The sequence below is a fragment of the Ruania albidiflava DSM 18029 genome (assembly GCF_000421225.1).
GTDB classification, from domain to species: domain Bacteria; phylum Actinomycetota; class Actinomycetes; order Actinomycetales; family Beutenbergiaceae; genus Ruania; species Ruania albidiflava.
Map to the genome: position 1 here is coordinate 166,656 of NZ_ATWL01000004.1, position 20,414 is coordinate 187,069.

Genomic DNA, 20,414 nt, shown 5'->3' on the forward strand with positions numbered 1-20,414 from the left:
AGAACACCATGCCCGAGCTGCCCCCCGAACCGACTGAGCCGCTGAACCCCGAGGCCGGCACGATCAGCATCGGCATCGTCGGTGCCGGACAGTTCTCCCGGAGCTTCGCCACGCTGTGGGACCGGCACCCCAACGTCAGCCGGATCGAGATCACCGATCTGCTGCCCGAGCGTGCCCACGCGCTCGCGGAGCGCTATGAGCACGCCAGTGTGGCCGACAGCTTCGAGCAGATGCTGGACTCAGACCTGGATGCCGTAGCGATCTTCACCCAGCGGTGGACCCACGCTCCGCTGGTGCTGGCTGCCCTCGAGGCCGGCAAGCATGTCTACTCGGCGGTCCCGATGGCCACCGAGCTCACCGACATCGAGGCGATCATCGCCGCTGTCGAACGCACCGGCCTGACCTACATGATGGGCGAGACCAGCTACTACAACCCCGCCACAGTCTTCCTGCGCCGCAAGATCGCCGAGGGCGCGCTCGGCCGGGTGTTCTACTCCGAGGGCGACTACGTGCACGACATGGACCTCGGCTTCTACGACGCCTACGCCTACAGCGGCGGGGAGAACTGGAAGGCGACGGCCAGCTATCCACCGATGCTCTACCCCACCCACGCGATCGGCGGGGTGCTCGGAGCACTCCCCGCCCGGGCGGTCAGCGTCAGCTGCCTCGGCGTGGAGGACGACCGCGACGACGGCGTCTTCGACCGGGAGATCAGCCAGTTCGACAACAACTTCTCCAACGCTAGCGCTCTGTTCGAGCTCTCCGACGGCGGGGCGATGCGCACCAACGAGATGCGCCGGGTCGGCTATCCCTCGCCCATCCGCGAGTCCCGGTTCCGGTTCTTCGGTACCGAGGCCAGCTTCGAGCAGCTGGCGCACCAGAGCGTGTGGCACGACAAGGAGAGCTCCCGCGACATCTCGGCAGACTTCGTCCCGATCCGCAGCACCGACAGCAGCGACCTCGACGATGTCGCACCCGCGCTGCGAGAGGCGTTCACCTCCGGCTCGGCGCCGGTGCACGACCGGACCCGGCTGCCCGCCTGCTATGCCGATGCCCCCAACGGCCACGAAGGATCGCACCACTTCCTCGCCGACGACTTCGTCCGCGCCGTGGTCACCGGGCAGCACCCGCCGGTGCACGCCTGGCGCGCAGCGCACTTCACCGCACCCGGGATCGTGGCGCACGCCTCCGCCCGAGCAGGAGGTGAACGGCTGACCATCCCGGACTTCGGCGACGGTCCGCGGCACTGACCGACCCGCCGCCGAGCACCCACCTGCAACGACGCAAGGAGGATCCCATGAGCGCCCCACCGCTACGCGCACGACGAGCCACCCGTCGCGACGACACCAGGCTCGCCCTGCTGTTCATCCTGCCGGCCACGGTCGGCCTGGTCACCTTCTACTTCTGGCCGATGATCCGTGGCCTCTGGCTCAGCCTCACCTCCTGGGACCTGCTCAGCCCGGCAGAGTTCGTCGGCCTGCAGAACTATCGGGACATGGCCGCAGACCCGGTGTTCTGGAACGCCTTGCGGGTGACCGCGCTGTACGTGGTGATCAACATCGGTGTGCAGACCGTGGCCGCACTGCTGCTGGCGGTGCTGATGCAGCGGCTCAGCCAGTCGACTCTGCTCCGCTCGCTGGTGCTGGCGCCGTACCTGGTGTCCAACGTGGTGGCCGCCCTGGTGTTCCTGTGGATCCTGGACTTCCAGCTCGGCATCGGCAACCAGCTGCTGACCTGGCTGGGCCTGGACCGCATCGGCTTCTTCACCAGCCAGACGTGGGCGATCCCCACCATCGCACTGGTGAACGTGTGGCGACACATGGGGTACACGGCGCTGCTGATCTTCGCCGGGCTGCAGACCATCCCGCACACGGTGTACGAAGCCGCCCGGATGGACGGAGCCTCCGAGACCCGGACCTTCTTCCGGATCACCGTGCCGCTGCTGCGCCCCATCCTCGGCCTGGTGCTGATCATCTCGGTGATCGGCTCCTTCCAGGTGTTCGACACGGTGGCCGTGACCACCAACGGTGGACCGGTCGATGCGTCCCGGGTGCTGCAGCTCTACATCTATGACAAGGCCTTCGCCCAGTTCGACTTCGGCTACGCCTCCGCGTTGAGCGTCGCCCTGCTGGTGCTGCTGATGGTCGTCACCTTCGTGCAGTACCGCATCACCCGCGCCGGCCAGACGGACCTGAACTAGGAGGCGGGAACGATGACTGACACCACAGCAGTCCCTGGGCTGGCACCGGCCGGCGCTACCACCGGTGACCAAGTGCCACGCCAGCGGCGCCGACGGATGAGTCCGGGCAGGATCGTCGCCTGGGTGGTGATGATCGTGCTCCTGATCATCACCCTGTTCCCGTTCTACTGGATGCTGCGTACCGCACTCTCCAGCAACAGCGCGTTGTACGCCAACGCGACCTCGTGGCTGCCGGTGGACTTCAGCTGGGGCGGGTTCGAACGCGTCTTCGGGATGCAGAGCACCGAGGAGGCGATCGCTCAGGGCGGCTCCGGAGCCTCGATCGACTTCTGGCGCTACCTCGGCAACTCCGTGGTCGTGGCCACGGGCATCACGGTGTGCCAGGTGTTCTTCTCCGCGATGGCCGCCTATGCGTTCTCCCGGCTGCACTGGAAGGCCCGTGACCGGGTGTTCGGCATCTTCCTGCTCTCCCTGATGGTGCCGGTGATCTTCACCCTGCTGCCGAACTTCCTGCTGATCCGAGAGCTGGGTCTGGTCGACACGCTGCTCGGCATCATGCTGCCGGGACTGTTCATGACCCCCTTCGCGATCTTCTTCCTGCGACAGTTCTTCATGAACGTCTCCACCGAGGTGGAGGAAGCGGCACTGATCGACGGTGCGAGCAAGGTGCGGGTGTTCTTCGCCCTGATCATCCCGATGTCGGTGGGACCGATCGCTACCATCTCGATCCTGACCTACATCACGGCCTGGAACGACTACTTCTGGCCACTGATGGTCTCCTACAGCGACGAGTCCCGGGTGCTCACCGTGGCGCTGGGGAACTTCACCGAACAGAGCCCGCAGACCGGGCCGGACTGGTCCGGGCTGATGGCGGCGACCCTCGTGGCCGCGCTGCCGATGATCCTGCTCTTCCTGGTGTTCGCGAAGCGGATCGTCAACTCCATCGGATTCTCCGGGATCAAGTGAGGCCGACATGAGGACGACGACACTTCGACCGAGTCCCACCCGCCGCCGCGCGGCAGCCATCGCCGCCACTGCTGCAGCAGCAGTCGCACTGGCCGGGTGTGCCGGCAGCAGCACCGGGCAGCAGCAGGTGACCCTGGACTACTGGCTCTGGGACGCCAACCAGCTTCCGGCCTACCAGACCTGCGTGGATGCGTTCGAGGAGCAGAATCCCGACCTGCACGTACGGATCAGCCAGTATGGCTGGGACGACTACTGGCGCAAGCTCACCGCGAGCTTCGTGGCCGGAGCCGGCCCGGACGTGTTCACCGACCACCTCACCCGGTATCCCGAGCTCGCCGACCGTGGCCTGGTGCTCGACCTGTCCACGCTGGAGGCCACCGCCGGGGTGGACGCCGGTGAGTTCCAGGAAGGCCTAGCCGACCTGTGGACCGGTCAGGGCGGCGAGCTGTATGGCATGCCGAAGGACTTCGACACGATCGCGTTGTTCTACGATGCCGCGCTGATCGAGGAGGCCGGGCTCAGTCCCGAGGATCTGGAGACTCTGGACTGGAACCCCGACGACGGTGGCTCCTTCGAGGAGGTGATCGCGCACCTGTCCGTGGACGCGAACGGGGTGCGTGGCGACGAGGACGGTTTCGATGCGGACAACGTCGAGGTCTACGGCCTCGCCTCGAACGGGTCGGGCGGTGTCGACGGTCAGACGCAGTGGTCCTGGCTCGCCGGCTCCACCGGCTGGACGTTCACCAACGCAGACGTGTGGGGCACCGAGTACAACTTCGACGACCCGCGCCTGCAGGACTCGTTGGAATGGCTGTTCGGCCTGGTGGACAAGGGCTTCATGGCGCCCTACGAGGAGGTCGGTACCGAGCCCAACCCACAGCAGGCACTCGGCTCGGGTCGGGCAGCGATCTCAGCGAACGGCTCCTGGATGCTCCCCAGCTACGCCAGCCTCGAAGGCATCGACCTGGGCATCGCCTCCTTGCCGAGCGGTCCCGTGGGGCACCCGGTCTCCATGTACAACGGGCTGGGCGACTCGATCAGCTCCCAGTCCGAACATCCGCAGGAGGCAGCTCGGTTGGTGCGCTTCCTCGGCTCAGACGACTGCCAGGTGCTGGTCGGGCAGGCCGGTGTGGTCTTCCCGGCCCGCCCTGCAGGTACAGAGGCGGCCCGGGAGGCATTCGCAGACCAGGGCCTGGATGTCTCCCCGTTCCTCGATCGGGTGGAGAACCAGGACACCCTGTTCTTCCCGGTGACGCGGTCCTACGGGTCGATCACTGCTCTGGTGACGCCGATCATGGACGAGATCTACATCGGCAGCCGGGATGTCGCGACCCTGACCGAAGTCAACGCGCAGGTCAACGACATGCTGGCCGGAGGGTAGGACGCCTCGGTCGCTCAGCGGCGACGCTGGCACCGTCCGCACCAGTACAGCGTGCGGCCGGCCAGTGGCGCTGAGCGCACCCGGGAACCGCATTGGCGGCACGGCTCCCCGGTGCGCTGGTACACGAAGAAGCGCCGCTCGAAGTGCTCACCGAGACGTTCACCGGTCAAGGAGGCGGTGTACGTAGCCACGCCACCGGCGGCGATCTCCGCCCGGGCGTGGGTGACCTGGTCGTCCATGGTGAGGATCTGCCCGAACGCCACGCCCAGCGGCAGCAGCGTCACCAGGTCCTGCCAGAGGGCCCACCACGTGGACTCCCGCAGCTCTCGTCCGGGACGGTAGGGGTCCACCCGGTTGCGGAACAGTACCTCGCAGCGGTAGACGTTGCCCACCCCGGCCAGCACCCGCTGGTCCAGCAGCAGCTCGGCCACCGGCTTGCGGCTCCGCCGCACCCGCTGCCACCCGGTGCCCGGGTCCGCCTCGGGACGCAGCGGGTCCGGTCCCAGGCGGGCCTCCACAGTGGCGACCTCCTCGGGTGTGCGCACCGCGCAGGTCATCGGCCCGCGCAGGTCGGCCACATGCGTCTGGTTCAGGAGCCGGAGCCGCACCGTGCCAGTCACCGGCACTCGGCCCGGGTCCGCGCCGCGCAGCTCAGCGGCCAGCGGCACGACCGGGAACACTCCGATCAGCCCCAGGTGTACGTGCAGCCAGTGGTCTGCCTCGAGCTCGCAGAACAGGTGCTTGCCCCATGCCTGCGAGCCGCGCAGTTCCTTCCCGTCCAGTAGCGCAGCACCCGCGGCGAACCGCCCCTGCGGGCTGCTCGCGCGGACCGGACCACCGGCGAACGCCCGGTCCAGCCGCGCAGCGAGCGCGTGGATCGTGTGCCCCTCCGGCATGACTGCACTCTATCGATGCCAGGCGTGTGCGAGAGAGCCAGGTGCGTGCGGTGTGACGGCCGGTGCGTTCGGCCGAGGCCCATGCGGTCGATACGTCCTGCGCCGCGGCGATACCGCAGGGCACGTTCGCACGTCGGAAGTATCGCCTGAATAGATTCAACCGGGGAGGGAGAGGTGAGTGGGGAGCAGATATTCTTGCCGCAGACTGCCAGTTGAGGAGAACTCATGACCATGCCCAGCACCGGCCCGCAGACCGTCAAGCTCAACGTGGAGCGGAGCACCGGCATCACCCTGTTCCAGACCAAGCCCGCCCGCATCGAGTGGACCGCACAGGACCGGATCCGGGTGCTAGACCTGGACCCGACCGGCAACCCCGCCGGCGACCAGGTGGTCTTCGATGCCGCCGCCGGCCAGATCACCAAGGCCCGGTACTGGCCGGGCAACCCCGGCCGGCTCACCCTCTGGGCCGGACAGACGAAGGTGGCTGTGAACCCGGACGCCGCCATCCCCAGCCCGGAGCCCTGGGAGTCCGTGGCGCAGTACAACGAGCGGATGGCGACAGCGGCCGTGCCGGCGCCGCTGTGGTGGACCGAACGGCTGAAGTCCTACGGTGTGGACGCCAAGGGCTGGACCTATGGCCGCGTCTTCGGTATCACTGCGATCGCCACAGTGGCAGTGGTCGGGCTGATCGTGGTGCTGTTCGTGCTCTTCAGCTGACCGTTACCCCGGGCCTGCGGCCCCCGGGCACGGGTGAGCCCGCGGGCGTTCGGCCTGGGCCGAGCAGCGCAGTGGACGAGGGGCGCATCCCGCGGGCTCTGCGGTGACTGCCGGGTTCTCGCTGGTGCCCTGCACCCTCGAGACGGCGGTCCGTCCGTGGTACTGACGGGCGACTAGCGGACAGTCACCTCACGCGTCCGAAAAGAATTCACTCTCGGATCACCTCCTTTCCCGTGTACCTGCCACCGTAGATCCGTGCGGCCCTCCTGCCCAGGCATTTTCTGCCCGGCCCGAGCACCTGGTTGCCGGGACTGGGTGGCAGCGTGCCGCACACCCGGTGCCCGCCGGGTGTGCATGTGGACCCATCGGCGCGACGCCGCCGCTTCGATACGCTCGAACTATGGCAGTGATCGGAGCCCACGTGGACCAGTCCGACCCGATCGCGCAGGCGCGCGAGCGGGGCGCGGACGCAGCGCAGATCTTCCTCGGCGACCCGCAGGGGTGGAAAGGGCCGGAGGTGCGCTACCCGGGCGGTGCCCAGGCATTGAAGGAGGCGGCCGCCGAGGCCGGCATCACCCTGGTGGTGCACGCCCCCTACGTACTGAACGTGGCCACCACGAACAACCGGATCCGCATCCCCAGTCGCAAGCTGTTGCAGAAGCAGGTCGACGCCGCGGCCGAGATCGGTGCCATCGGCGTGGTGGTGCACGGTGGACACGTGCTCGCCACGGACGACGAAGAGGTCGGCTTCGACAACTGGCGCAAGGCAGTGGACCAGCTCGAGGCGGCAGTACCGATCTTCATCGAGAACACCGCGGGCGGGAAGAAGGCGATGGCCCGAGGGGTGGCCAAGCTGACCCGACTCTGGGAGGCGGTGCGCAGCGCCGACGGTGGAGACGCCGTCGGCTTCTGCCTGGACACCTGCCACGCCTACGCCGGCGGAGAACCCCTGGCAGGACTGGTATCGCGGGTGCTGGAGGCGACCGGACGGATCGACCTGGTCCACGCCAACGACTCCCGGGACGCCTTCGACTCCGGGGCGGACCGGCACGCGAACCTGGGAACTGGCTCGCTACCTGCCGACGAGCTCGCGACGCTGATCCGCGAGGCGGGTGCTCCAGTGATCGTGGAGACCCCTGGCGGAGCGGCGGAGCACGCCGCCGACATCGCCTGGATCCGGGAGAGCTGTGACTGACGCGCGCTGGCAGATCTACCCCACCGGCGCTGCGGGCCCGGTGCGGGCGATCGGTTCGATGCTGCTCGGCCTCCCGCTGATCGCTGCCCTGATGATCCTGCCGTTCCTGGCTGCCCGGCACATCGCTCGCCTGGGTGGCTTCGGCGCCGGGCCGACCGGGCAGGTGTGGACGCTCTGGGCGGAGTACGGTCTCGGTCTGACCCTGCTCGTGTTCGCCCTGTCCCCGCTGGCGGTGGCGCTGGTGCACCTGGTGCGCACGATACTGATGCTCGGCGCCCTCCGACGCGCAGTCCGCGGTGGGGCCACGGCCGTACCTCATCCGGACGAATGGGGAGCGGGCTGCGGGTGGAGCGGGCGCAGCCTGGTGGTGGCCGGGCTGCTCGCCGGGATCGTGCTTGCCTTCCCAGGTGTGCTCACCGACCCGGTAGGCACCTGGGTGCAGTCCTGGCCGGTCGCCCAGGACTGGCGCATGGTCGGGATCCCGGTGGCGGGGATCGGCCTGGCCAGCATCTTCCAGCGATACCGGAAGCGAGCGCTGGGTGAGATCGAACGGCGCTGGCCGGAGTCGGCGCGGGAGGAACCTGAGGCCGCGGCCAAGGAGCGGGTCACGCAGCCGGTGCTGGACTCTGACGGCGACGCGGCGGACCCCACGCAGCTCCACCGCACGCCGTTGGACCAGCTCGGCGACAAGGTCGGCACTGCTGCGCTCGTTCTCACCGGGATCGCGGCGCTCACCGCCGTCATCACCATCATCGCGGCTGCTGCCGCGCTCGAGGCCCGTTCTGTCCTCAGTCGCGGCGAGACGCTCATGCTGAGCTCCTCGATGCTGCTGCTGGCGGGCGCCATCGTGCTGTACGTGATCAGCGCCGTCATGCAGAACATCGCCCGGACCGGCGAGCTGCGCGCGCTGTTGGCTTCCGCACGCAACCCCGCTGCTGGCCCACCCCCGCTGGGTGTGCTCGCGCGGCACTGGTCCACGGTCGACCCGCTGTGGTCCAACTTCGCCGGTCTGCTCGGCGCGCTGGTGCTGCTGCTTGCCCTTCCGGCTCGGCCCATCGCGTCGGGTACGGCGCAGGACTGGGGCAGCATCGGCTTGGTAGCGGCGGTGCTGCTGCTGGTACTCGGTGCAGTGCTGGACATCGTGTCTCGACAGCGCACCCGAGAATCGCGGAACCTGGTGCTGCAGCGCTGGCCGATCCTGAAGCCGCGCGACCTGACCAAGTGGTACGAGGAGCTGATGTCCCGGGGTGCGGCCGGGAACGCCCAGAGCTATGGCGCCATGGCCGCAGCGGCTCTCGAGCACCCGACTCCGCCGGGTGCCACCGAGTACGGGGGTGGGGCGCAGCCCTCCGGCGGCCATGCACCGCCGGGGGCGACCAGCGCGCCGGTGCCACCGGCGCCGGAGAGCGCGCCCTATCCGCCACCGCCTGGTGGCACGCCCTATCCGAGTGGTGCTCCGTACCCGCCGGCTGCTGGCACCGGCAGCGCCGTACGACCCCGCGGCCTGCGGAAGAAGCTGCGCCAGCGCGGGCTGGGCAACCTGTACCGCTGACGGTGTAGCTCAGCGGCCGCCGGGAACGTCGCGGACCTGCGCGGACACGGCGTTCCAGGCGGCCACGATCGTCTCGGCGCGCTCCTGCAGCTGGCCGACGGGCGCGTCCGGGGTGAACAGGGCCGAGCCGATGCCGAACCCGCTCGCACCGGCGGCGACCCACTCGGCGAAGCCGGCGGGGCCCACACCACCGACCGGCACGAGCTCCACCTCCGGCGGCAGCACCGCCTGCCAGGCACGGACCGCTACCGCACCCACCTGGTCGGCCGGGAAGATCTTCACCGCTCGGGCGCCGTACCGGATCGCGGTGAACGCCTCCGAGACAGTGGCGACACCGGGGTACACCGGCAACCCGGCGGCCACTGCCTCGGTCACCACGTCCGGGTCCGTGTTCGGGCAGACGATCAGCTGTGCACCTGCCTCCTGCGCAGCAACCACAGAGACCGGATCGAGCACCGTTCCCGCCCCCACCCGGGCACGCGCACCCAGCTGTTCTCGCAGGATGGTGATGCTCTGCAGCGGATCCGGAGAGTTCAGCGGCACCTCCACAGTGGTCAGGCCCGCACTCACCAGGGCCTCACCTACGTCTGCGGCCCGGTCCGGGGTCAGACCCCGCAGGATCGCCACCAGTCCGGTCAGCCGGTCACTCGTCATCTGCTCCTCCGCCGTGATCCTTGCTCGCTGCCCGGTGCACCGGGCAGCAGACGCAGCTCGCGGGCCAGGTGCACCAGACCGGTGAGCGCCAAGTCCTCTTCCGGTCGGTGGGCGCTGATACCGGCCAGCCCGAGCACCCGTCGGTACCGCTCGCACAGGTCCTCGCCACCGACCAGCGTGACCTGTTGCGGGCGCTGCCCCAACCATGCCAGCGCACCCGTGATCTCCGCAGCGATGAGCAGCCCGGAGAGGAAGTCGCGCACCTGCTCCGGCTGCAGGGAACCCACCAGCACGCGTGAGCGGGCCTCGAACACCAAGGAGAGCAGTCCGTGCGCGGAACGCTCCAGACCACGGCGAGCTCCGCCGTCGAACGCGGCGCGATCCTGCTCACCCGGCGGGGCCGCCACCTGGGAGACGGTCCCGCGGTCGAGCAGCATGGCGTACAGCTCGCCGGTCATCGCCGTGTGGAAGTCCGTCAGGGTGCCGCCGGTCAGCTGCGCCCACTTGCTGTGCGTACCGGGCAGCACCACCGGGTCGTCGTCCAGGCCGGTCAGCGCAGCCCCGAGCAGCTGGGTCTCCTCCCCGCGCATCACCCCGGTGACCGTGCGCACCCCGGGCACCAGGTGCACCGGCCCAACAGGCCCCGGAACGCTCAGCACGCTCGGGCCGGCCAGGTCGGCGAGCGCGACCGGAGCCTCCCGGTAGCCGGCATCCTGCCAACCGCGCGCGCTGCCGACCATCCCACAGGCCAGCACCGCCGGGGAGTCGTCCAACCAGTCCCCGGCGATCTCGGCCAGTGCCTGCGGGTAGGCCGCAGGGTCGGCACCGACGGTCAGGATCCCCAGCGGCCGGTTGCGCTGGCCCAGGGGCTGACCGTCGGCATCGAGCGCATACGCCCGACAAGAGCTGGTGCCCCAGTCCAGGGCGACCAGCGCTACCGGTGTCCGCTGCGCCATGGCCTCAGCGTACGTGGTACCAGCCTGCAGAGGCGCTGCGGGTCACTCCTCGGCGATCGCCTCGTTCGCCGCCTGCTGCGCCTGCGCGAGGGCCTCCTCGACCGGCAGGGAGCCGGCGAACATCTGCTCGAAGTACGGCGCCATCGCGTTCGCACCCGCGTTCGCGCGCGGGCCGAGCGGTGCTGCTGCGGTCTCGCGCTCGGCCGCGGCGATGAACTCCGAGGTGTCCACGCCCTGGTTCTCCCAATAGTCGGTGAACGAGCTCTGCGCCTCCACCGCGGCGGGGAAGGCGGCTCCGGTCGCCCCGAGCGGCACCTGGCCCTCGGCGCTGCCCAACCAGCGGAGCACCTCCAGCGTGGCCTCCTCGTGCTCGGTGGCGGCATTGCCCACAGCGGCTACACCGTGCACCACACCGATCCGGCCTTCCGGCCCCTCGACCATCGGCGCGATCGCCCAGTCGAAGTCCGCATCGGCCATTGCCGGCAGCGAGTACTGCCCGGACTGGAACAGCGCCATCTTGCCCTGCACGAACAGCTGACGGGACAGGTCCCCGTTGGCGTTCGTCTCCGCTGCGGACGGGCTCACGTGGTAGGTGTTGATCAGGTCCACCAGGTACTGGAAGGCCGCCACCCCCTCGGGGGAGTCGAAGGCGTAGGAGTCACCGTCCTGGTACTGCCCGCCGTTGGAGGCGAGGAAGTCGATGTAGATGGCCTGCAGGTCGTTCTGGGAGTTGAAACCGTAGGTGGCGATGTCCTCGGCGTCGAAGTCGTCCTCGGCCGCGGTCACGCCGCTGGAGTCCACGGTGAGCTGCTGCACGGCGGGGAGGAACGTGTCGCCGTCCCCGCTGGGGTCCCAGTGCAGGGTGGCCGGATCGATACCGGCATCCTCGAGCATCTGCACGTTGTAGAACAGCGCGATCGAGTCCGTCAGCTGCGGCACGCCCCACAGCGACCCGTCCCGGGTGTAGAGGTCCACCACCGACTGGGTCCACTCGTCGTGGTCGTCCCCGATCGCCTCGGAGATGTTGATCAGGTTGCCGTTGTCCACGTACAGCCCGAAGTTGGAGGTGTTCGTCCAGAAGATGTCGGCCATCGTGCCCGAGCCAATGTCTTGGGGCAGCCGGTCCCAGTAGTTCGCCCAGGGGACGGTCTCCACCTCGACCGTGATGTCGGGGTGCTCGTCCTCGAACGCGGCGAACGTCTCCTCGTAGGCAGCGGCCGCAGACTCGTCCCAGAGCCGGAACGTCACCGTCGTGGCTCCGGAGCCGTCACTGCCGGAGTCGTCATCGGAGCTGCCGGGCGAGCACGCCGCCAGCAGCAGCGCTGAGGCGCCGAGCACCGCGGCCCCGGTCACCAGCGTGTTCTTCCGAATGGTCATCGTTCTCTCTCTCCGGGTGGGCTCGGCAGACATGCTCTGCACCGAACCGTAGCGCTGCCGGGCCGGAGATGGTGGGCGCCGACCCGGTGCGACCGAATCGTGATCACGCGGCCGGTGCCCGTGTCCGCGTCTGGCGCGCCCCTGACGGCACTGTGACGCCTCTATGACTGCGTCATGACAGCAGAGCTGTTGACAGTGACGCCATTGTGCTGTCACCATGGCGTCATGGACGTGAACACCTACCTCGGTTCGTTGCGGCAGGCGCTGGCCAACGCTGCGAGCACCTCCACACCGGAGGTCCAGGATGCCGCCGACCGGCTGGCCCAGTCCCTGGAACCGGCACTGCGGCTCGCGCTGATGGAGCTCGCCGCTGACCTGGCCGCCGAGGTTACCTCCAGGCTGGACGGAGCGGTCGTGGAAGTACGCCTGCGCGGCGGCTCGCCGGAGCTGGTGGTCGACCAGCAGGCGGCGACCGAGCAGCTCGCTCCGCCCACCCCCCCTGAACCGCCTGTGCCGCCGGCTGAGCCGGAGGACGCCTCTTTGACCCGCGTGACGCTCCGGCTGCCGGAGTCCCTCAAGGCCCGTGTCGAGGAGGCGGCCGCCACTGACGGCGTCTCCATCAACTCCTGGCTCGTACGAGCCGTGCAGAAAATCCTCACCTCACCCGGCACCACCTCGACCGCCACCGGCCCGGCCGGCGTCGGACGGCGGATGACCGGCTGGGTCCGCTGAAAGGAATCCCATGTATGACAACGTCTTCGACGCTATCGCCGCCCAGCGCATCGGCGGGCCCCTGGAGGAGCCCGCCAGGCAGTCCCGTCGCCGGCCCGGCACCGTCACGCCCTACGTCCCGCGCCGGATCCGGCGCCGTCCGGAGCTCTGAGATGACCCAGCACGACTTTCCCGTCAGCGGCCCGGTGCAGGTCGACCTGCACGCCCGCAGCGGCCACGCCACGATCTCCGCTGAGGACGTGTCCGTGGCCACAGTGCGGCTGACCGGCGCGGACGACCTCGCTGCTCGCTCCCGGGTGGAGATGGTCGGCGAAGTCCTGGAGATCGACGTGCCGCAGCTGCGCACCAGCCTGTTCGCTGGATTCGGCAGCAGGCTGCGGATCGACGTGGTGGTGCCGACCGGCTCCAGCGTGGCCGCCAAGAGCGGCAGCGGCGACCTGCAGCTCGTCGGCGAGCTGAACACCCTCGAGCTGCGCACCGGCTCCGGTGACATCACCGTGGCCTCCGCCCACCGGGTGAGCGCCGGCACTGGATCGGGCAGCACTCGGGTGGAACGTGCCCACGAGGTGGAGGCGACCGCCGGCTCGGGCGATGTCTGGGTCGGTACCGGGGACAACGTCGGCGTCCGGGTCGGCTCCGGGGAGATCACCATCGACCGGGCTCGCCAGGCCCGCGCCCACACCGGCTCCGGAGGTGCTCGGGTGGGAGAGGTATCGATCGCCCGCCTCGGCTCCGGCTCTGGCAACCTGCAGGTGCGGCGCGCTGTCGGCGGCGAGGTCGAAGCCACTGCCGCCTCCGGCAACGTCACAGTCGGTGTCGCCGACGGTGTCGCCGCGCTGCTGGACTGCCGGTCGATCTCCGGGCGGGTACGCAGCGAGCTCGAACCCACCGGTGCGCCCGGCGACGACGAGGCCTCAGTGCTGCTGCGCCTGCGCACCACCAGCGGGAACATCTCGGTGCACCGGGCCTGAGCCCGCCGGAGGTCGCACCACGGTTCGCCAGTGCCCGAGGCGCCGAAGAAGCACCTCAGTGTCGACACGAGCACCTCCAGGCAGGTTCGGCGCCCTACGCTGCACGGGTGCAGACCTTCACCACCCGCCCTGAGCTGCTCGGCACTGTCGGCATGGTCGCCTCCACGCACTGGCTCGCCTCCGCGACCGGGATGTCAGTCCTGGAACGCGGCGGCAACGCCTTCGATGCAGCAGTGGCCACCGGTCTGGTGCTGCACGTGGTCGAACCGCACCTGAACGGTGTCGGCGGCGACCTGCCCGCCCTCGGCCACGACGCCCGCACCGGCCGCACGTTCGTGGTCTGCGGACAGGGAGTGTCCCCTGCCGCGGCGACCGCGCAGGCCTGCACCGCACTCGGCATCGAGGACATCCCCGGCACCGGTCTGCTGCCCGCCACGGTGCCGGGCGCCTTCGGTGCCTGGCTGCTGATGCTGTCCCGGTACGGCACGATGCGCCTGCGGGAGGTGGCCGAGCCGGCGATCGGCTACGCCCGCAACGGCTACCCGTTGGTTGCACAGGCGGCTGCCACGATCGCGGGAGTCGCGCCGATCTTCACCGAGCACTGGACCAGCTCCGCGGAGATCTACCTGCCCGGCGGTCGCGCACCCGGCCCGCGGCAACGGTTCGCGAACCCTCGTTTGGCCGACACCCTGGACCGGCTCGTCACCGAGGGCGAGGCCGCCGGCCCGGGGCGGGAGCAGCAGATCGAGGGCGCCCGGCGCGCGTTCTACTCCGGGTTCGTGGCCGAGGCGATCGACGCGTTCTGTGCCACCGAGCAGGTGGACGGTTCGGTGGTCGGCCCACCGGGGGTCGACGGTCACTCCCGGCACTGCGGGCTGCTCACCGGTGCGGACCTGGACACCTGGCGGGCGACTGAGGAAGCACCGCTGGCCGTTGACTTCGCAGGCCACCAGGTGGTCAAGACCGGACCCTGGGGGCAGGGTCCGGTGCTGCTGCAACAGCTGGCGATGCTGCAGGCGGCTGGGGTGGACAGGCTGGCGCCAGGGTCGGCGGACCTGGTGCACCTGGTGGTGGAGGTGGCCAAGCTCGCGTTCGCCGACCGGGAGGCCTTCTACGGCGACCCGGACCACGTGCAGGTGCCTGTGGCTGCACTGCTGTCTCGGAGGTATGCCGCCGAGCGTGCTGCGCTGGTCGGGTCGGTCGCGGATCGCACGCTGCGGCCTGGTTCGCCCGGGGGTAGCTCCCCCCGCTTGGCGGTGCGGGTCCAGCAGGCGATGGTCGACGGCGGTCCTTGGCCGGATGGGCTCGCCTCACCGGGGCAGGGTGAACCGACTGTCGCCCGCGGGGACACCTGCCACCTCGATGTGGTCGACCAGTGGGGGAATGTCGTGGCTGCCACTCCTTCTGGGGGCTGGCTGCAGTCCTCACCGGTGGTGCCGGGCCTGGGTTTTTCGCTCGGTACGCGGGGGCAGATGTTCTGGGTGGAGCAGGGACTGTCGTCCTCGATCGGCCCCCGCCGGCGGCCCCGCACCACGCTCAGCCCCGGGATGGTCCTCCGGGAGGGGAAGCCGTACCTGGCGTTCGGCACCCCGGGCGGAGACCAGCAGGACCAGTGGGTGGTGCCGTTCCTGGTGAACCACCTGGTGCACGGTACGGACCTGCAGGCTGCGATCGATGCCCCGAGCTGGCACAGCACGCACTGGCCCAGCTCGTTCGCTCCCCGGGTGGCCGAACCGGCCGGGGTGCGCGCCGAGGACCGGCTCGGGCAGCAGGTGCTGAACGACCTGGCCGGGCGTGGGCACCGGGTGAGCGCTGCCCCGGCCTGGTCCCTCGGGCGGATCAGCGCTGCCGGTATCCGTGCTGACGGGATGCTGATGGCTGCCGCGAACCCACGCGGGATGCAGGGTTACGCCGTAGGCCGCTGACTCTCCAGATCGGGTCGTCATGTCCAGCGTGCGCTATGGCGCACTGTGGCCATGACGACCCGCCGAGGGGGAGAGGGGTCAGCGCTGCTCGCTGACCAGCAGTGCGTCGGCCGGGCCGCCATGCGCCTCGAAGATGTGCGGCTCGTCGCCCGGGTAGGTGATGAAGTCGCCGGCAGCCAGCTCGACTGCGGCGTCTGCGGGCCCCACCACGGCGCGTCCGCCAGCCAGGTACACGTGCTCGATCGTGCCCGGAGCATGCGGATCGGAGAGGCGCGCACTGCCCGGCTCGGCGGTGATCCGGTACAGGTCGCGGCGGACTCCCGGCGGACTGGCACTGAGCAGCGTGGCCACGTACTCCGCCTCCGAGGCGGCCACGGCAGGGCCTTGCCCGGCGCGCAGCACCTGCACCGGGCTCGGGGGCGGGTCCAGCAGCTGGGAGAACGGCACCCCCAGCGCCACCGCTAGCGCCCACATCGTCTCCAGGCTCGGGTTGCCGGTGCCCGACTCCAGCTGGGACAGCGTGGACTTGGCCACCCCGGCGCGTCGGGCCAGCTCGGTGAGCGAGATGCCCACCCGGTGCCGCTCTCGCTGGATGCTCGTTGCGATCGCCGCCCGCGGCAGCTCCGTCTGTCCTGCTGTCATGTCCGCTGCCCTTCGTGACGATGTCTCGCGGCCGGTGTGCCTGCCGACGATGCCTGCGTCGCCGCCGACTTGCTCAATCGGACCAGCGGTGTTCATCATAGCGTCCATGCGTTCGTCTCAGCGAACGGAGGCAGTCTCCCTCCGCACCGTCGTGATGATCACCGTGGCCATGGCCCTGGTGGGCATCGCCTACGGTGCCATGAGCGTCGGCGCCGGGCTGCCGGTGTGGGTGGCGCCGCTGCTCGGGGTGATCGTGCTCGCCGGCTCCTCCGAGATGCTCTACGTCGGACTCGCCACGGCAACCTCGCCGTGGGTGGCCCTGCCGGCGGCGCTGCTGGTGAACGTGCGACACGTGCCCTACGGGATGGCGCTACGCACCGCGCTGGGTCGGGGCGCTGCCCGGGCGTACCGCGCGCACGTGATGAACGATGAGTCGGTGGCGTTCGCGCTGGCCGAGCGGGACCCGCAGCGTGCCCGGGTAGCGCTGACGCGCATCGGCACCGGCGTGCTGATCGGCTGGCCCAGCGGGGCTCTGGCCGGGAGCCTGCTCGGCCGTGGGATCGACCAGAACACCTTCGGTCTGGACGCGATCTTCCCGGCGGTCATCCTGGCGCTGGTGCTCCCGGCGCTGAAACGTGCCCGGCTGTGTCCGGCCGTGGTGGCGGCCGCAGCCGTGTCCGTACCCGCGGCGCTGTTGCTGCCGCAGGGGCTGGGACCGCTCGCAGGTGTGCTCGCGCTGCCGTTGGCGCTGTGGCGCTCGCGAGAGGTGTTCGACGTTCCGCAGGAACACGCGGGGGCAGGTGCGGAGCCCGGCATCGCACACGGTGGAGAGGATGACGATGAGTGATCTGACCGTGCTGCTGCTCGGCGGGCTGGTGCTCGCCGTCGGGACGTATGCGATGCGCGCCGGCGGTGGCGCGATCGGCGACCTGCTCGAGCCCTACCCCCGGCTGCAGCTGGCCGTGGAAGATGCCGCGGTACTCATCCTCGGCTCGGTGATGGCCACCAGTGCGATCACCGACGGGCAGTCCTTCGCCGGCTGGGCCCGCCCTGCGGGTGTGGCGCTGTCCGGTCTGCTCGCCTGGCGCGGGGTGCCCCTGCCGGTCGTGCTGCTGGTGGCGGCAGCCGCTACCGCTGGCCTGCGCGCCCTCGGTGTCGCCTGACCGCCCCTTGATCGCGAACGCCCGCCTTCGCGGCGACACGCCGAGCGGGAGCCGCGAACCGGAGCGTTCGCGAACAGAGGGGGTCAGGCCTGGTCGAAGCTGGCGAGGAACGCGCTGGCCCGCTCGAGCACCTGGACAGCCGCGGCCTGGTCGTAGTCCGCGCTGCTGGAGTCGGTGAACAGGTGGGCGCTGCCGGGGTACAGGAAGATCTCCAGCTCCGGGTGCTCGGCCTGCACCGCACGGGCGGCGTCCAGGTCACCGTCGCCGGTGAAGAACGGGTCGTGGTCCATCCCGTGCACCTGCACCGGGTGGCCCGCTGGCCACGTGCCCTCCAGCTCGGTGGGGTCGATGAACGAGTGCAGAAACAACCCACCCAACGCCTCCGGGGTGGTCTGCAGCAGCTGCTGAGCCGGCATCACGCCCACGGAGAACCCACCGAACACTGCCTGCTTCGGCAGCTGTTCGGCGGCCTCGACGCCTCTGCGCATGACCTCGTCGAAGCCGATCGTCCCGGCGTACCCGATCCCCTCGTCGATCGACGGGAACGTGCGCCCCTCGAACAGGTCCGGGGTGTGCACCGTGTGGCCCTGGGCGCGGAGCAGGTCAGCAAAGCTACGTACGCCGTCGGTCAGGCCGAGGACGTGGTGGAACAGGATGATGTCGGTCATCCCGCCACAGTAGGGGGTACGCCGGACAGCACGCCTCCCGAACACCGGTGCTGCACGGGCAGCAGGCAACTATCCTCAGACCATGCGTCAACGCCTGTGCACTGTGGCCGCCCTCGCCGGGTTGGCCATCGTGCTGCTTGCTGGCTGCGGCGAGGGTGACGATCCGCAGGACGACGCAACCACCCTGCACCCCACCAGCTCGCCCGCCGAGCCAGGTACAGATCCGTCGGAGCCCGCAGAACAGCCCACTGACGACGCCAGCCCGCCGGCCGAGGACGTGCAAGCGGCCATCGACGACCTCGCGCAGCGGATCGATGTCCCGGCTGCGGACATCGAGTCCGGAGCGCTGGAGCCGGTCACCTGGCCGGACGGGTCGCTCGGCTGCCCGTCGCCCGGGCAGGCCTACCCGCAGGTGCTCACGGACGGCTACCGGCTCGTCCTGACCGCCGGCGGTCAGGAGTACGAGTACCACGCGGGTGCGGACGGTGAGCTCTTCTACTGCGAGGACCCGTCCGAGCCGGCCGACCAGGACGTCGATCGCTCCTGACCGGCGTTCACCCGGCCACGGTCACAGCGCCGGTGGCTCGTCCGCTCGCCCCGGCTTCGGCTGCTGCTCTGGTAGGTGCCGGCCGTGGGACCGGTCCTCTGCCGGCGTCTGCGGTGCGGCAGGGGGCCCCGCCGCGGTCGGCCGCTCCCCCGGTGGTCCCGGTTCGCCCTGACCGACGTCCGGGTCGAGCGCGTCCGCATCTGACCGGTCCTGCTGCACCTCCGCCCGCACCTGGTCGGCGGCAGCGTTCTGCTCGGCCGCCTCGTGCTCGAGCCGGTCCGCTTCGAGCTGGGCAGCCTCGGCATCCAGCTGGGCCCGACCGGCCTGCGCCTCTGCCTCCTTGGCCGCGACATCCTGCTCCCGGGCGGCCAGCTCCTGCTCCTCCGCCTGGGCACGCAGGTCCGCAGCTGCGGCGCGGTCGCGCTCCTCCTGCTCCCTGCGCAGCTGCGCCTCTTCCTCCAGGCGACGCCGCCGGGCGCCAGTCGCAGCGGTGACCACCGCGACGACGATCAGCACGACGATGACGATTCCGATGACGATCCAGATCCAGGTGTCCATGACACGCTCCCGTCGGTTGAAGTCCCCACTCAACGCGAATCCCGCGCTTCCCGCGACTTGAACGGGCTAGAAAGATGGCGGCGGCTGGCCGTACCGTGGGCGGATGGGACCGCTCACTGCCGAGGAGATCCAGGACCGCCTGCGGGCGCATGTACCGGCCGAGGCGACCGGACTGACCTGGCTGGTGCGCACCGGTGACCAGGTGCTCTCCGGAGCCCTCGGCACCCGCGACGTCGCTGGCCAGCAGGCGCTCGAAGCAGACGAGATCTTCCGGATCTCCTCGATGACCAAGCCGGTCACCGCCGTCGCCACGCTCATCCTGGTGGGCGAAGGGGTCTTCGCCCTGGACGACCCGGTCCACACCTGGTTGCCCGAGCTCGCCGACCGGCAGGTGCTGCGCACCCCCGACGCCGCACTCGACGATACCGTGCCCGCCGAACGGGCCCCTACGGTCCGCGACCTGCTCACCAGCACCCTCGGCTGGGGCATCGACTTCGCTCACCCGGAGGCCACCCCGCTCACCCGCCGCTGGGTCGAGCTCGGTCTCGGCGTCGGCGCGCCCGCCCCTGCTGAGCAGGTGCCGGCGCAGGAGTGGCTGGAGCGCGCCGCCGCGCTGCCGCTGCAGCACCAGCCCGGGCACCGGTGGCTGTACAACACCTCCTCAGTGGTGCTCGGCATCCTCCTCGCCCGCGCCACCGGGACCTCCCTGGCCGAGCTGCTCACCGAGCGGCTGTTCACCCCGCTCGGGATGAGCGACACCGGCTTCTGGGTCCCGCCGGACTCCAGGCATCGGTTCGGCCCCTGCTACGGCGAGGGCAGCGAGGTGTACGACCCCGCCGACGGGCAGTGGTCCGCTCCGCCGCCGCTGCAGGGTGGGGACTGCGGTCTGGTCTCCACTGTGGCCGACTACGCCCGATTCGCCCAGCTGCTGCGGGGCCGGGGCAGCGTCGAAGGCCGCCGCCTGCTGCCCGCCGACCTCGCGCACGCGATGACCACCAACCGGCTCACCGACGCCCAGCTCGCCGCCGTCGGTCCCGGCCCAGGGACCGGTTGGGGCTTCGGCGTGGGTGTGCTGACCGAGGCCGCCGAGCACGGCCCGAGCGCCGGTAGCTACGGCTGGTCCGGCGGGCTGGGCTCCACCTGGACGAACGACCCCGCGACCTGCCGCACCGGTGTGCTGCTCACGAACCGGAGCTGGTCCTCCCCGGAACGTCCTCCGGTAGTCGGCGCGTTCGAGGAGCTACTCGGCCGCCGCTGAGCGGCCAACTGCCGAGCCGCCAGCCGCTGAGCGGCCGGTAGCCGAGCCGACTGCAC

The 20,414-nt window shown here is 70.3% G+C and carries 22 protein-coding genes; 15 read left to right on the plus strand and 7 right to left on the minus strand.

What is annotated here, in order from left to right:
* Positions 1-8 precede the first annotated feature (8 nt).
* From K338_RS0106925 to K338_RS0106940, 4 genes are read left to right on the plus strand one after another with little or no spacing between them, the layout of a single operon-like run.
* Positions 9-1,250 (plus strand): Gfo/Idh/MocA family protein, encoded by a 1,242-nt coding sequence (locus K338_RS0106925; protein WP_051154703.1) that lies wholly within the window; start codon positions 9-11, stop codon positions 1,248-1,250.
* A gap of 47 nt (positions 1,251-1,297) precedes the next feature.
* Positions 1,298-2,200 carry a carbohydrate ABC transporter permease gene (locus K338_RS0106930; RefSeq protein WP_022917450.1) on the plus strand — a complete coding sequence of 301 codons (903 nt, stop codon included), beginning with the start codon at positions 1,298-1,300 and terminating at the stop codon, positions 2,198-2,200.
* 12 nt (positions 2,201-2,212) lie between these two features.
* Entirely contained in the window at positions 2,213-3,166 is a 954-nt protein-coding gene (locus K338_RS0106935) for a carbohydrate ABC transporter permease (RefSeq protein WP_022917451.1), read from the plus strand.
* A 7-nt stretch (positions 3,167-3,173) separates the two neighbouring features.
* Complete coding sequence (locus K338_RS0106940) at positions 3,174-4,547, plus strand: ABC transporter substrate-binding protein (protein WP_022917452.1); 1,374 nt, start codon at positions 3,174-3,176, stop codon at positions 4,545-4,547.
* Between the two features lie 14 nt (positions 4,548-4,561).
* Here K338_RS0106940 and K338_RS0106945 read toward each other — a convergent pair whose 3' ends face one another.
* Positions 4,562-5,443: an Fpg/Nei family DNA glycosylase gene (locus tag K338_RS0106945; RefSeq protein WP_022917453.1), complete on the minus strand. Its 882-nt coding sequence runs from the start codon at positions 5,441-5,443 to the stop codon at positions 4,562-4,564.
* Positions 5,444-5,668: 225 nt separating this feature from the next.
* Here K338_RS0106945 and K338_RS0106950 point away from each other — a divergent pair, with 225 nt between their 5' ends.
* The 3 genes from K338_RS0106950 to K338_RS0106960 all read left to right on the plus strand — a co-directional run bounded on the left by K338_RS0106950 (position 5,669) and on the right by K338_RS0106960 (position 8,907).
* Positions 5,669-6,160 carry a hypothetical protein gene (locus K338_RS0106950; protein ID WP_022917454.1) on the plus strand — a complete coding sequence of 164 codons (492 nt, stop codon included), beginning with the start codon at positions 5,669-5,671 and terminating at the stop codon, positions 6,158-6,160.
* A gap of 400 nt (positions 6,161-6,560) precedes the next feature.
* A complete protein-coding gene (locus tag K338_RS0106955; RefSeq protein WP_022917455.1) occupies positions 6,561-7,355 on the plus strand; it encodes a deoxyribonuclease IV in 795 nt (264 codons plus the stop codon).
* Positions 7,348-8,907: a hypothetical protein gene (locus K338_RS0106960; protein ID WP_022917456.1), complete on the plus strand. Its 1,560-nt coding sequence runs from the start codon at positions 7,348-7,350 to the stop codon at positions 8,905-8,907. The genes K338_RS0106955 and K338_RS0106960 overlap by 8 nt, the downstream gene beginning before the upstream one ends.
* 9 nt (positions 8,908-8,916) lie before the next feature.
* Here K338_RS0106960 and K338_RS0106965 read toward each other — a convergent pair whose 3' ends face one another.
* Genes K338_RS0106965 through K338_RS0106975 form a run of 3 tightly spaced genes read right to left on the minus strand, consistent with a single transcriptional unit; the run spans position 8,917 to position 11,894 of the window.
* A complete protein-coding gene (locus K338_RS0106965; RefSeq protein ID WP_022917457.1) occupies positions 8,917-9,561 on the minus strand; it encodes a 2-dehydro-3-deoxy-6-phosphogalactonate aldolase in 645 nt (214 codons plus the stop codon).
* Positions 9,558-10,517 (minus strand): 2-dehydro-3-deoxygalactonokinase, encoded by a 960-nt coding sequence (locus tag K338_RS0106970; protein WP_022917458.1) that lies wholly within the window; start codon positions 10,515-10,517, stop codon positions 9,558-9,560. The genes K338_RS0106965 and K338_RS0106970 overlap by 4 nt, the downstream gene beginning before the upstream one ends.
* A 42-nt stretch (positions 10,518-10,559) precedes the next feature.
* Entirely contained in the window at positions 10,560-11,894 is a 1,335-nt protein-coding gene (locus K338_RS0106975; RefSeq protein ID WP_022917459.1) for an ABC transporter substrate-binding protein, read from the minus strand.
* A gap of 225 nt (positions 11,895-12,119) precedes the next feature.
* Between K338_RS0106975 and K338_RS21000 the strand changes: the two genes are divergently transcribed.
* The 4 genes from K338_RS21000 to K338_RS0106995 all read left to right on the plus strand — a co-directional run bounded on the left by K338_RS21000 (position 12,120) and on the right by K338_RS0106995 (position 15,522).
* Positions 12,120-12,626, plus strand: a complete 507-nt coding sequence (locus K338_RS21000) for a toxin-antitoxin system HicB family antitoxin (protein ID WP_022917460.1) — start codon at positions 12,120-12,122, stop codon at positions 12,624-12,626.
* Between the two features lie 10 nt (positions 12,627-12,636).
* Complete coding sequence (locus K338_RS25810) at positions 12,637-12,777, plus strand: hypothetical protein (RefSeq protein ID WP_022917461.1); 141 nt, start codon at positions 12,637-12,639, stop codon at positions 12,775-12,777.
* A 1-nt stretch (position 12,778) separates the two neighbouring features.
* Positions 12,779-13,597 (plus strand): DUF4097 family beta strand repeat-containing protein, encoded by an 819-nt coding sequence (locus K338_RS24355; protein ID WP_022917462.1) that lies wholly within the window; start codon positions 12,779-12,781, stop codon positions 13,595-13,597.
* A 107-nt stretch (positions 13,598-13,704) separates the two neighbouring features.
* On the plus strand, positions 13,705-15,522 hold the full coding sequence (locus K338_RS0106995; RefSeq protein WP_022917463.1) for a gamma-glutamyltransferase family protein: 1,818 nt from the start codon (positions 13,705-13,707) through the stop codon (positions 15,520-15,522).
* A 78-nt stretch (positions 15,523-15,600) separates the two neighbouring features.
* Here the strand turns inward: K338_RS0106995 and K338_RS0107000 are convergent, their stop codons facing one another.
* Entirely contained in the window at positions 15,601-16,164 is a 564-nt protein-coding gene (locus K338_RS0107000; RefSeq protein WP_022917464.1) for a helix-turn-helix domain-containing protein, read from the minus strand.
* Positions 16,165-16,270: 106 nt separating this feature from the next.
* Here K338_RS0107000 and K338_RS21010 point away from each other — a divergent pair, with 106 nt between their 5' ends.
* Together K338_RS21010 and K338_RS0107010 are read left to right on the plus strand one after the other, a co-directional pair.
* Positions 16,271-17,011: an AzlC family ABC transporter permease gene (locus K338_RS21010; RefSeq protein WP_084480736.1), complete on the plus strand. Its 741-nt coding sequence runs from the start codon at positions 16,271-16,273 to the stop codon at positions 17,009-17,011.
* The gene (locus K338_RS0107010; RefSeq protein ID WP_022917466.1) at positions 17,004-17,327 is read left to right on the plus strand and encodes an AzlD domain-containing protein; all 324 of its coding nucleotides are present in this window, start codon (positions 17,004-17,006) and stop codon (positions 17,325-17,327) included. Before K338_RS21010 ends, K338_RS0107010 begins: the two co-directional genes overlap by 8 nt.
* Before the next feature lie 83 nt (positions 17,328-17,410).
* Here the strand turns inward: K338_RS0107010 and K338_RS0107015 are convergent, their stop codons facing one another.
* Positions 17,411-17,995 carry a dienelactone hydrolase family protein gene (locus K338_RS0107015; protein ID WP_022917467.1) on the minus strand — a complete coding sequence of 195 codons (585 nt, stop codon included), beginning with the start codon at positions 17,993-17,995 and terminating at the stop codon, positions 17,411-17,413.
* Positions 17,996-18,077: 82 nt separating this feature from the next.
* Here K338_RS0107015 and K338_RS0107020 point away from each other — a divergent pair, with 82 nt between their 5' ends.
* Complete coding sequence (locus K338_RS0107020; RefSeq protein WP_022917468.1) at positions 18,078-18,542, plus strand: hypothetical protein; 465 nt, start codon at positions 18,078-18,080, stop codon at positions 18,540-18,542.
* Between the two features lie 21 nt (positions 18,543-18,563).
* Here the strand turns inward: K338_RS0107020 and K338_RS24360 are convergent, their stop codons facing one another.
* Entirely contained in the window at positions 18,564-19,100 is a 537-nt protein-coding gene (locus K338_RS24360; RefSeq protein ID WP_022917469.1) for a hypothetical protein, read from the minus strand.
* Positions 19,101-19,203: 103 nt separating this feature from the next.
* Here K338_RS24360 and K338_RS0107030 point away from each other — a divergent pair, with 103 nt between their 5' ends.
* On the plus strand, positions 19,204-20,358 hold the full coding sequence (locus K338_RS0107030; RefSeq protein ID WP_022917470.1) for a serine hydrolase domain-containing protein: 1,155 nt from the start codon (positions 19,204-19,206) through the stop codon (positions 20,356-20,358).
* Positions 20,359-20,414 lie beyond the last annotated feature (56 nt).

Excerpts from the sequence above, each read along its gene's own strand:
- K338_RS0106970 (WP_022917458.1), bottom strand. The coding sequence starts at position 10,517 with ATGGCGCAGCGGACACCGGTAGCGCTGGTCGCCCTGGACTGGGGCACC.
- K338_RS0106925 (WP_051154703.1), top strand. The coding sequence starts at position 9 with ATGCCCGAGCTGCCCCCCGAACCGACTGAGCCGCTGAACCCCGAGGCC.
- K338_RS0107015 (WP_022917467.1), bottom strand. The coding sequence starts at position 17,995 with ATGACCGACATCATCCTGTTCCACCACGTCCTCGGCCTGACCGACGGC.
- K338_RS0106930 (WP_022917450.1), top strand. The coding sequence starts at position 1,298 with ATGAGCGCCCCACCGCTACGCGCACGACGAGCCACCCGTCGCGACGAC.
- K338_RS0106955 (WP_022917455.1), top strand. The coding sequence starts at position 6,561 with ATGGCAGTGATCGGAGCCCACGTGGACCAGTCCGACCCGATCGCGCAG.
- K338_RS21010 (WP_084480736.1), top strand. The coding sequence starts at position 16,271 with ATGCGTTCGTCTCAGCGAACGGAGGCAGTCTCCCTCCGCACCGTCGTG.
- K338_RS24355 (WP_022917462.1), top strand. The coding sequence starts at position 12,779 with ATGACCCAGCACGACTTTCCCGTCAGCGGCCCGGTGCAGGTCGACCTG.
- K338_RS0107010 (WP_022917466.1), top strand. The coding sequence starts at position 17,004 with ATGAGTGATCTGACCGTGCTGCTGCTCGGCGGGCTGGTGCTCGCCGTC.
- K338_RS0106950 (WP_022917454.1), top strand. The coding sequence starts at position 5,669 with ATGACCATGCCCAGCACCGGCCCGCAGACCGTCAAGCTCAACGTGGAG.
- K338_RS0106945 (WP_022917453.1), bottom strand. The coding sequence starts at position 5,443 with ATGCCGGAGGGGCACACGATCCACGCGCTCGCTGCGCGGCTGGACCGG.
- K338_RS25810 (WP_022917461.1), top strand. The coding sequence starts at position 12,637 with ATGTATGACAACGTCTTCGACGCTATCGCCGCCCAGCGCATCGGCGGG.
- K338_RS0107030 (WP_022917470.1), top strand. The coding sequence starts at position 19,204 with ATGGGACCGCTCACTGCCGAGGAGATCCAGGACCGCCTGCGGGCGCAT.
- K338_RS0107000 (WP_022917464.1), bottom strand. The coding sequence starts at position 16,164 with ATGACAGCAGGACAGACGGAGCTGCCGCGGGCGGCGATCGCAACGAGC.
- K338_RS24360 (WP_022917469.1), bottom strand. The coding sequence starts at position 19,100 with ATGGACACCTGGATCTGGATCGTCATCGGAATCGTCATCGTCGTGCTG.
- K338_RS0106975 (WP_022917459.1), bottom strand. The coding sequence starts at position 11,894 with ATGACCATTCGGAAGAACACGCTGGTGACCGGGGCCGCGGTGCTCGGC.
- K338_RS0106965 (WP_022917457.1), bottom strand. The coding sequence starts at position 9,561 with ATGACGAGTGACCGGCTGACCGGACTGGTGGCGATCCTGCGGGGTCTG.
- K338_RS0107020 (WP_022917468.1), top strand. The coding sequence starts at position 18,078 with ATGCGTCAACGCCTGTGCACTGTGGCCGCCCTCGCCGGGTTGGCCATC.
- K338_RS21000 (WP_022917460.1), top strand. The coding sequence starts at position 12,120 with ATGGACGTGAACACCTACCTCGGTTCGTTGCGGCAGGCGCTGGCCAAC.
- K338_RS0106935 (WP_022917451.1), top strand. The coding sequence starts at position 2,213 with ATGACTGACACCACAGCAGTCCCTGGGCTGGCACCGGCCGGCGCTACC.
- K338_RS0106940 (WP_022917452.1), top strand. The coding sequence starts at position 3,174 with ATGAGGACGACGACACTTCGACCGAGTCCCACCCGCCGCCGCGCGGCA.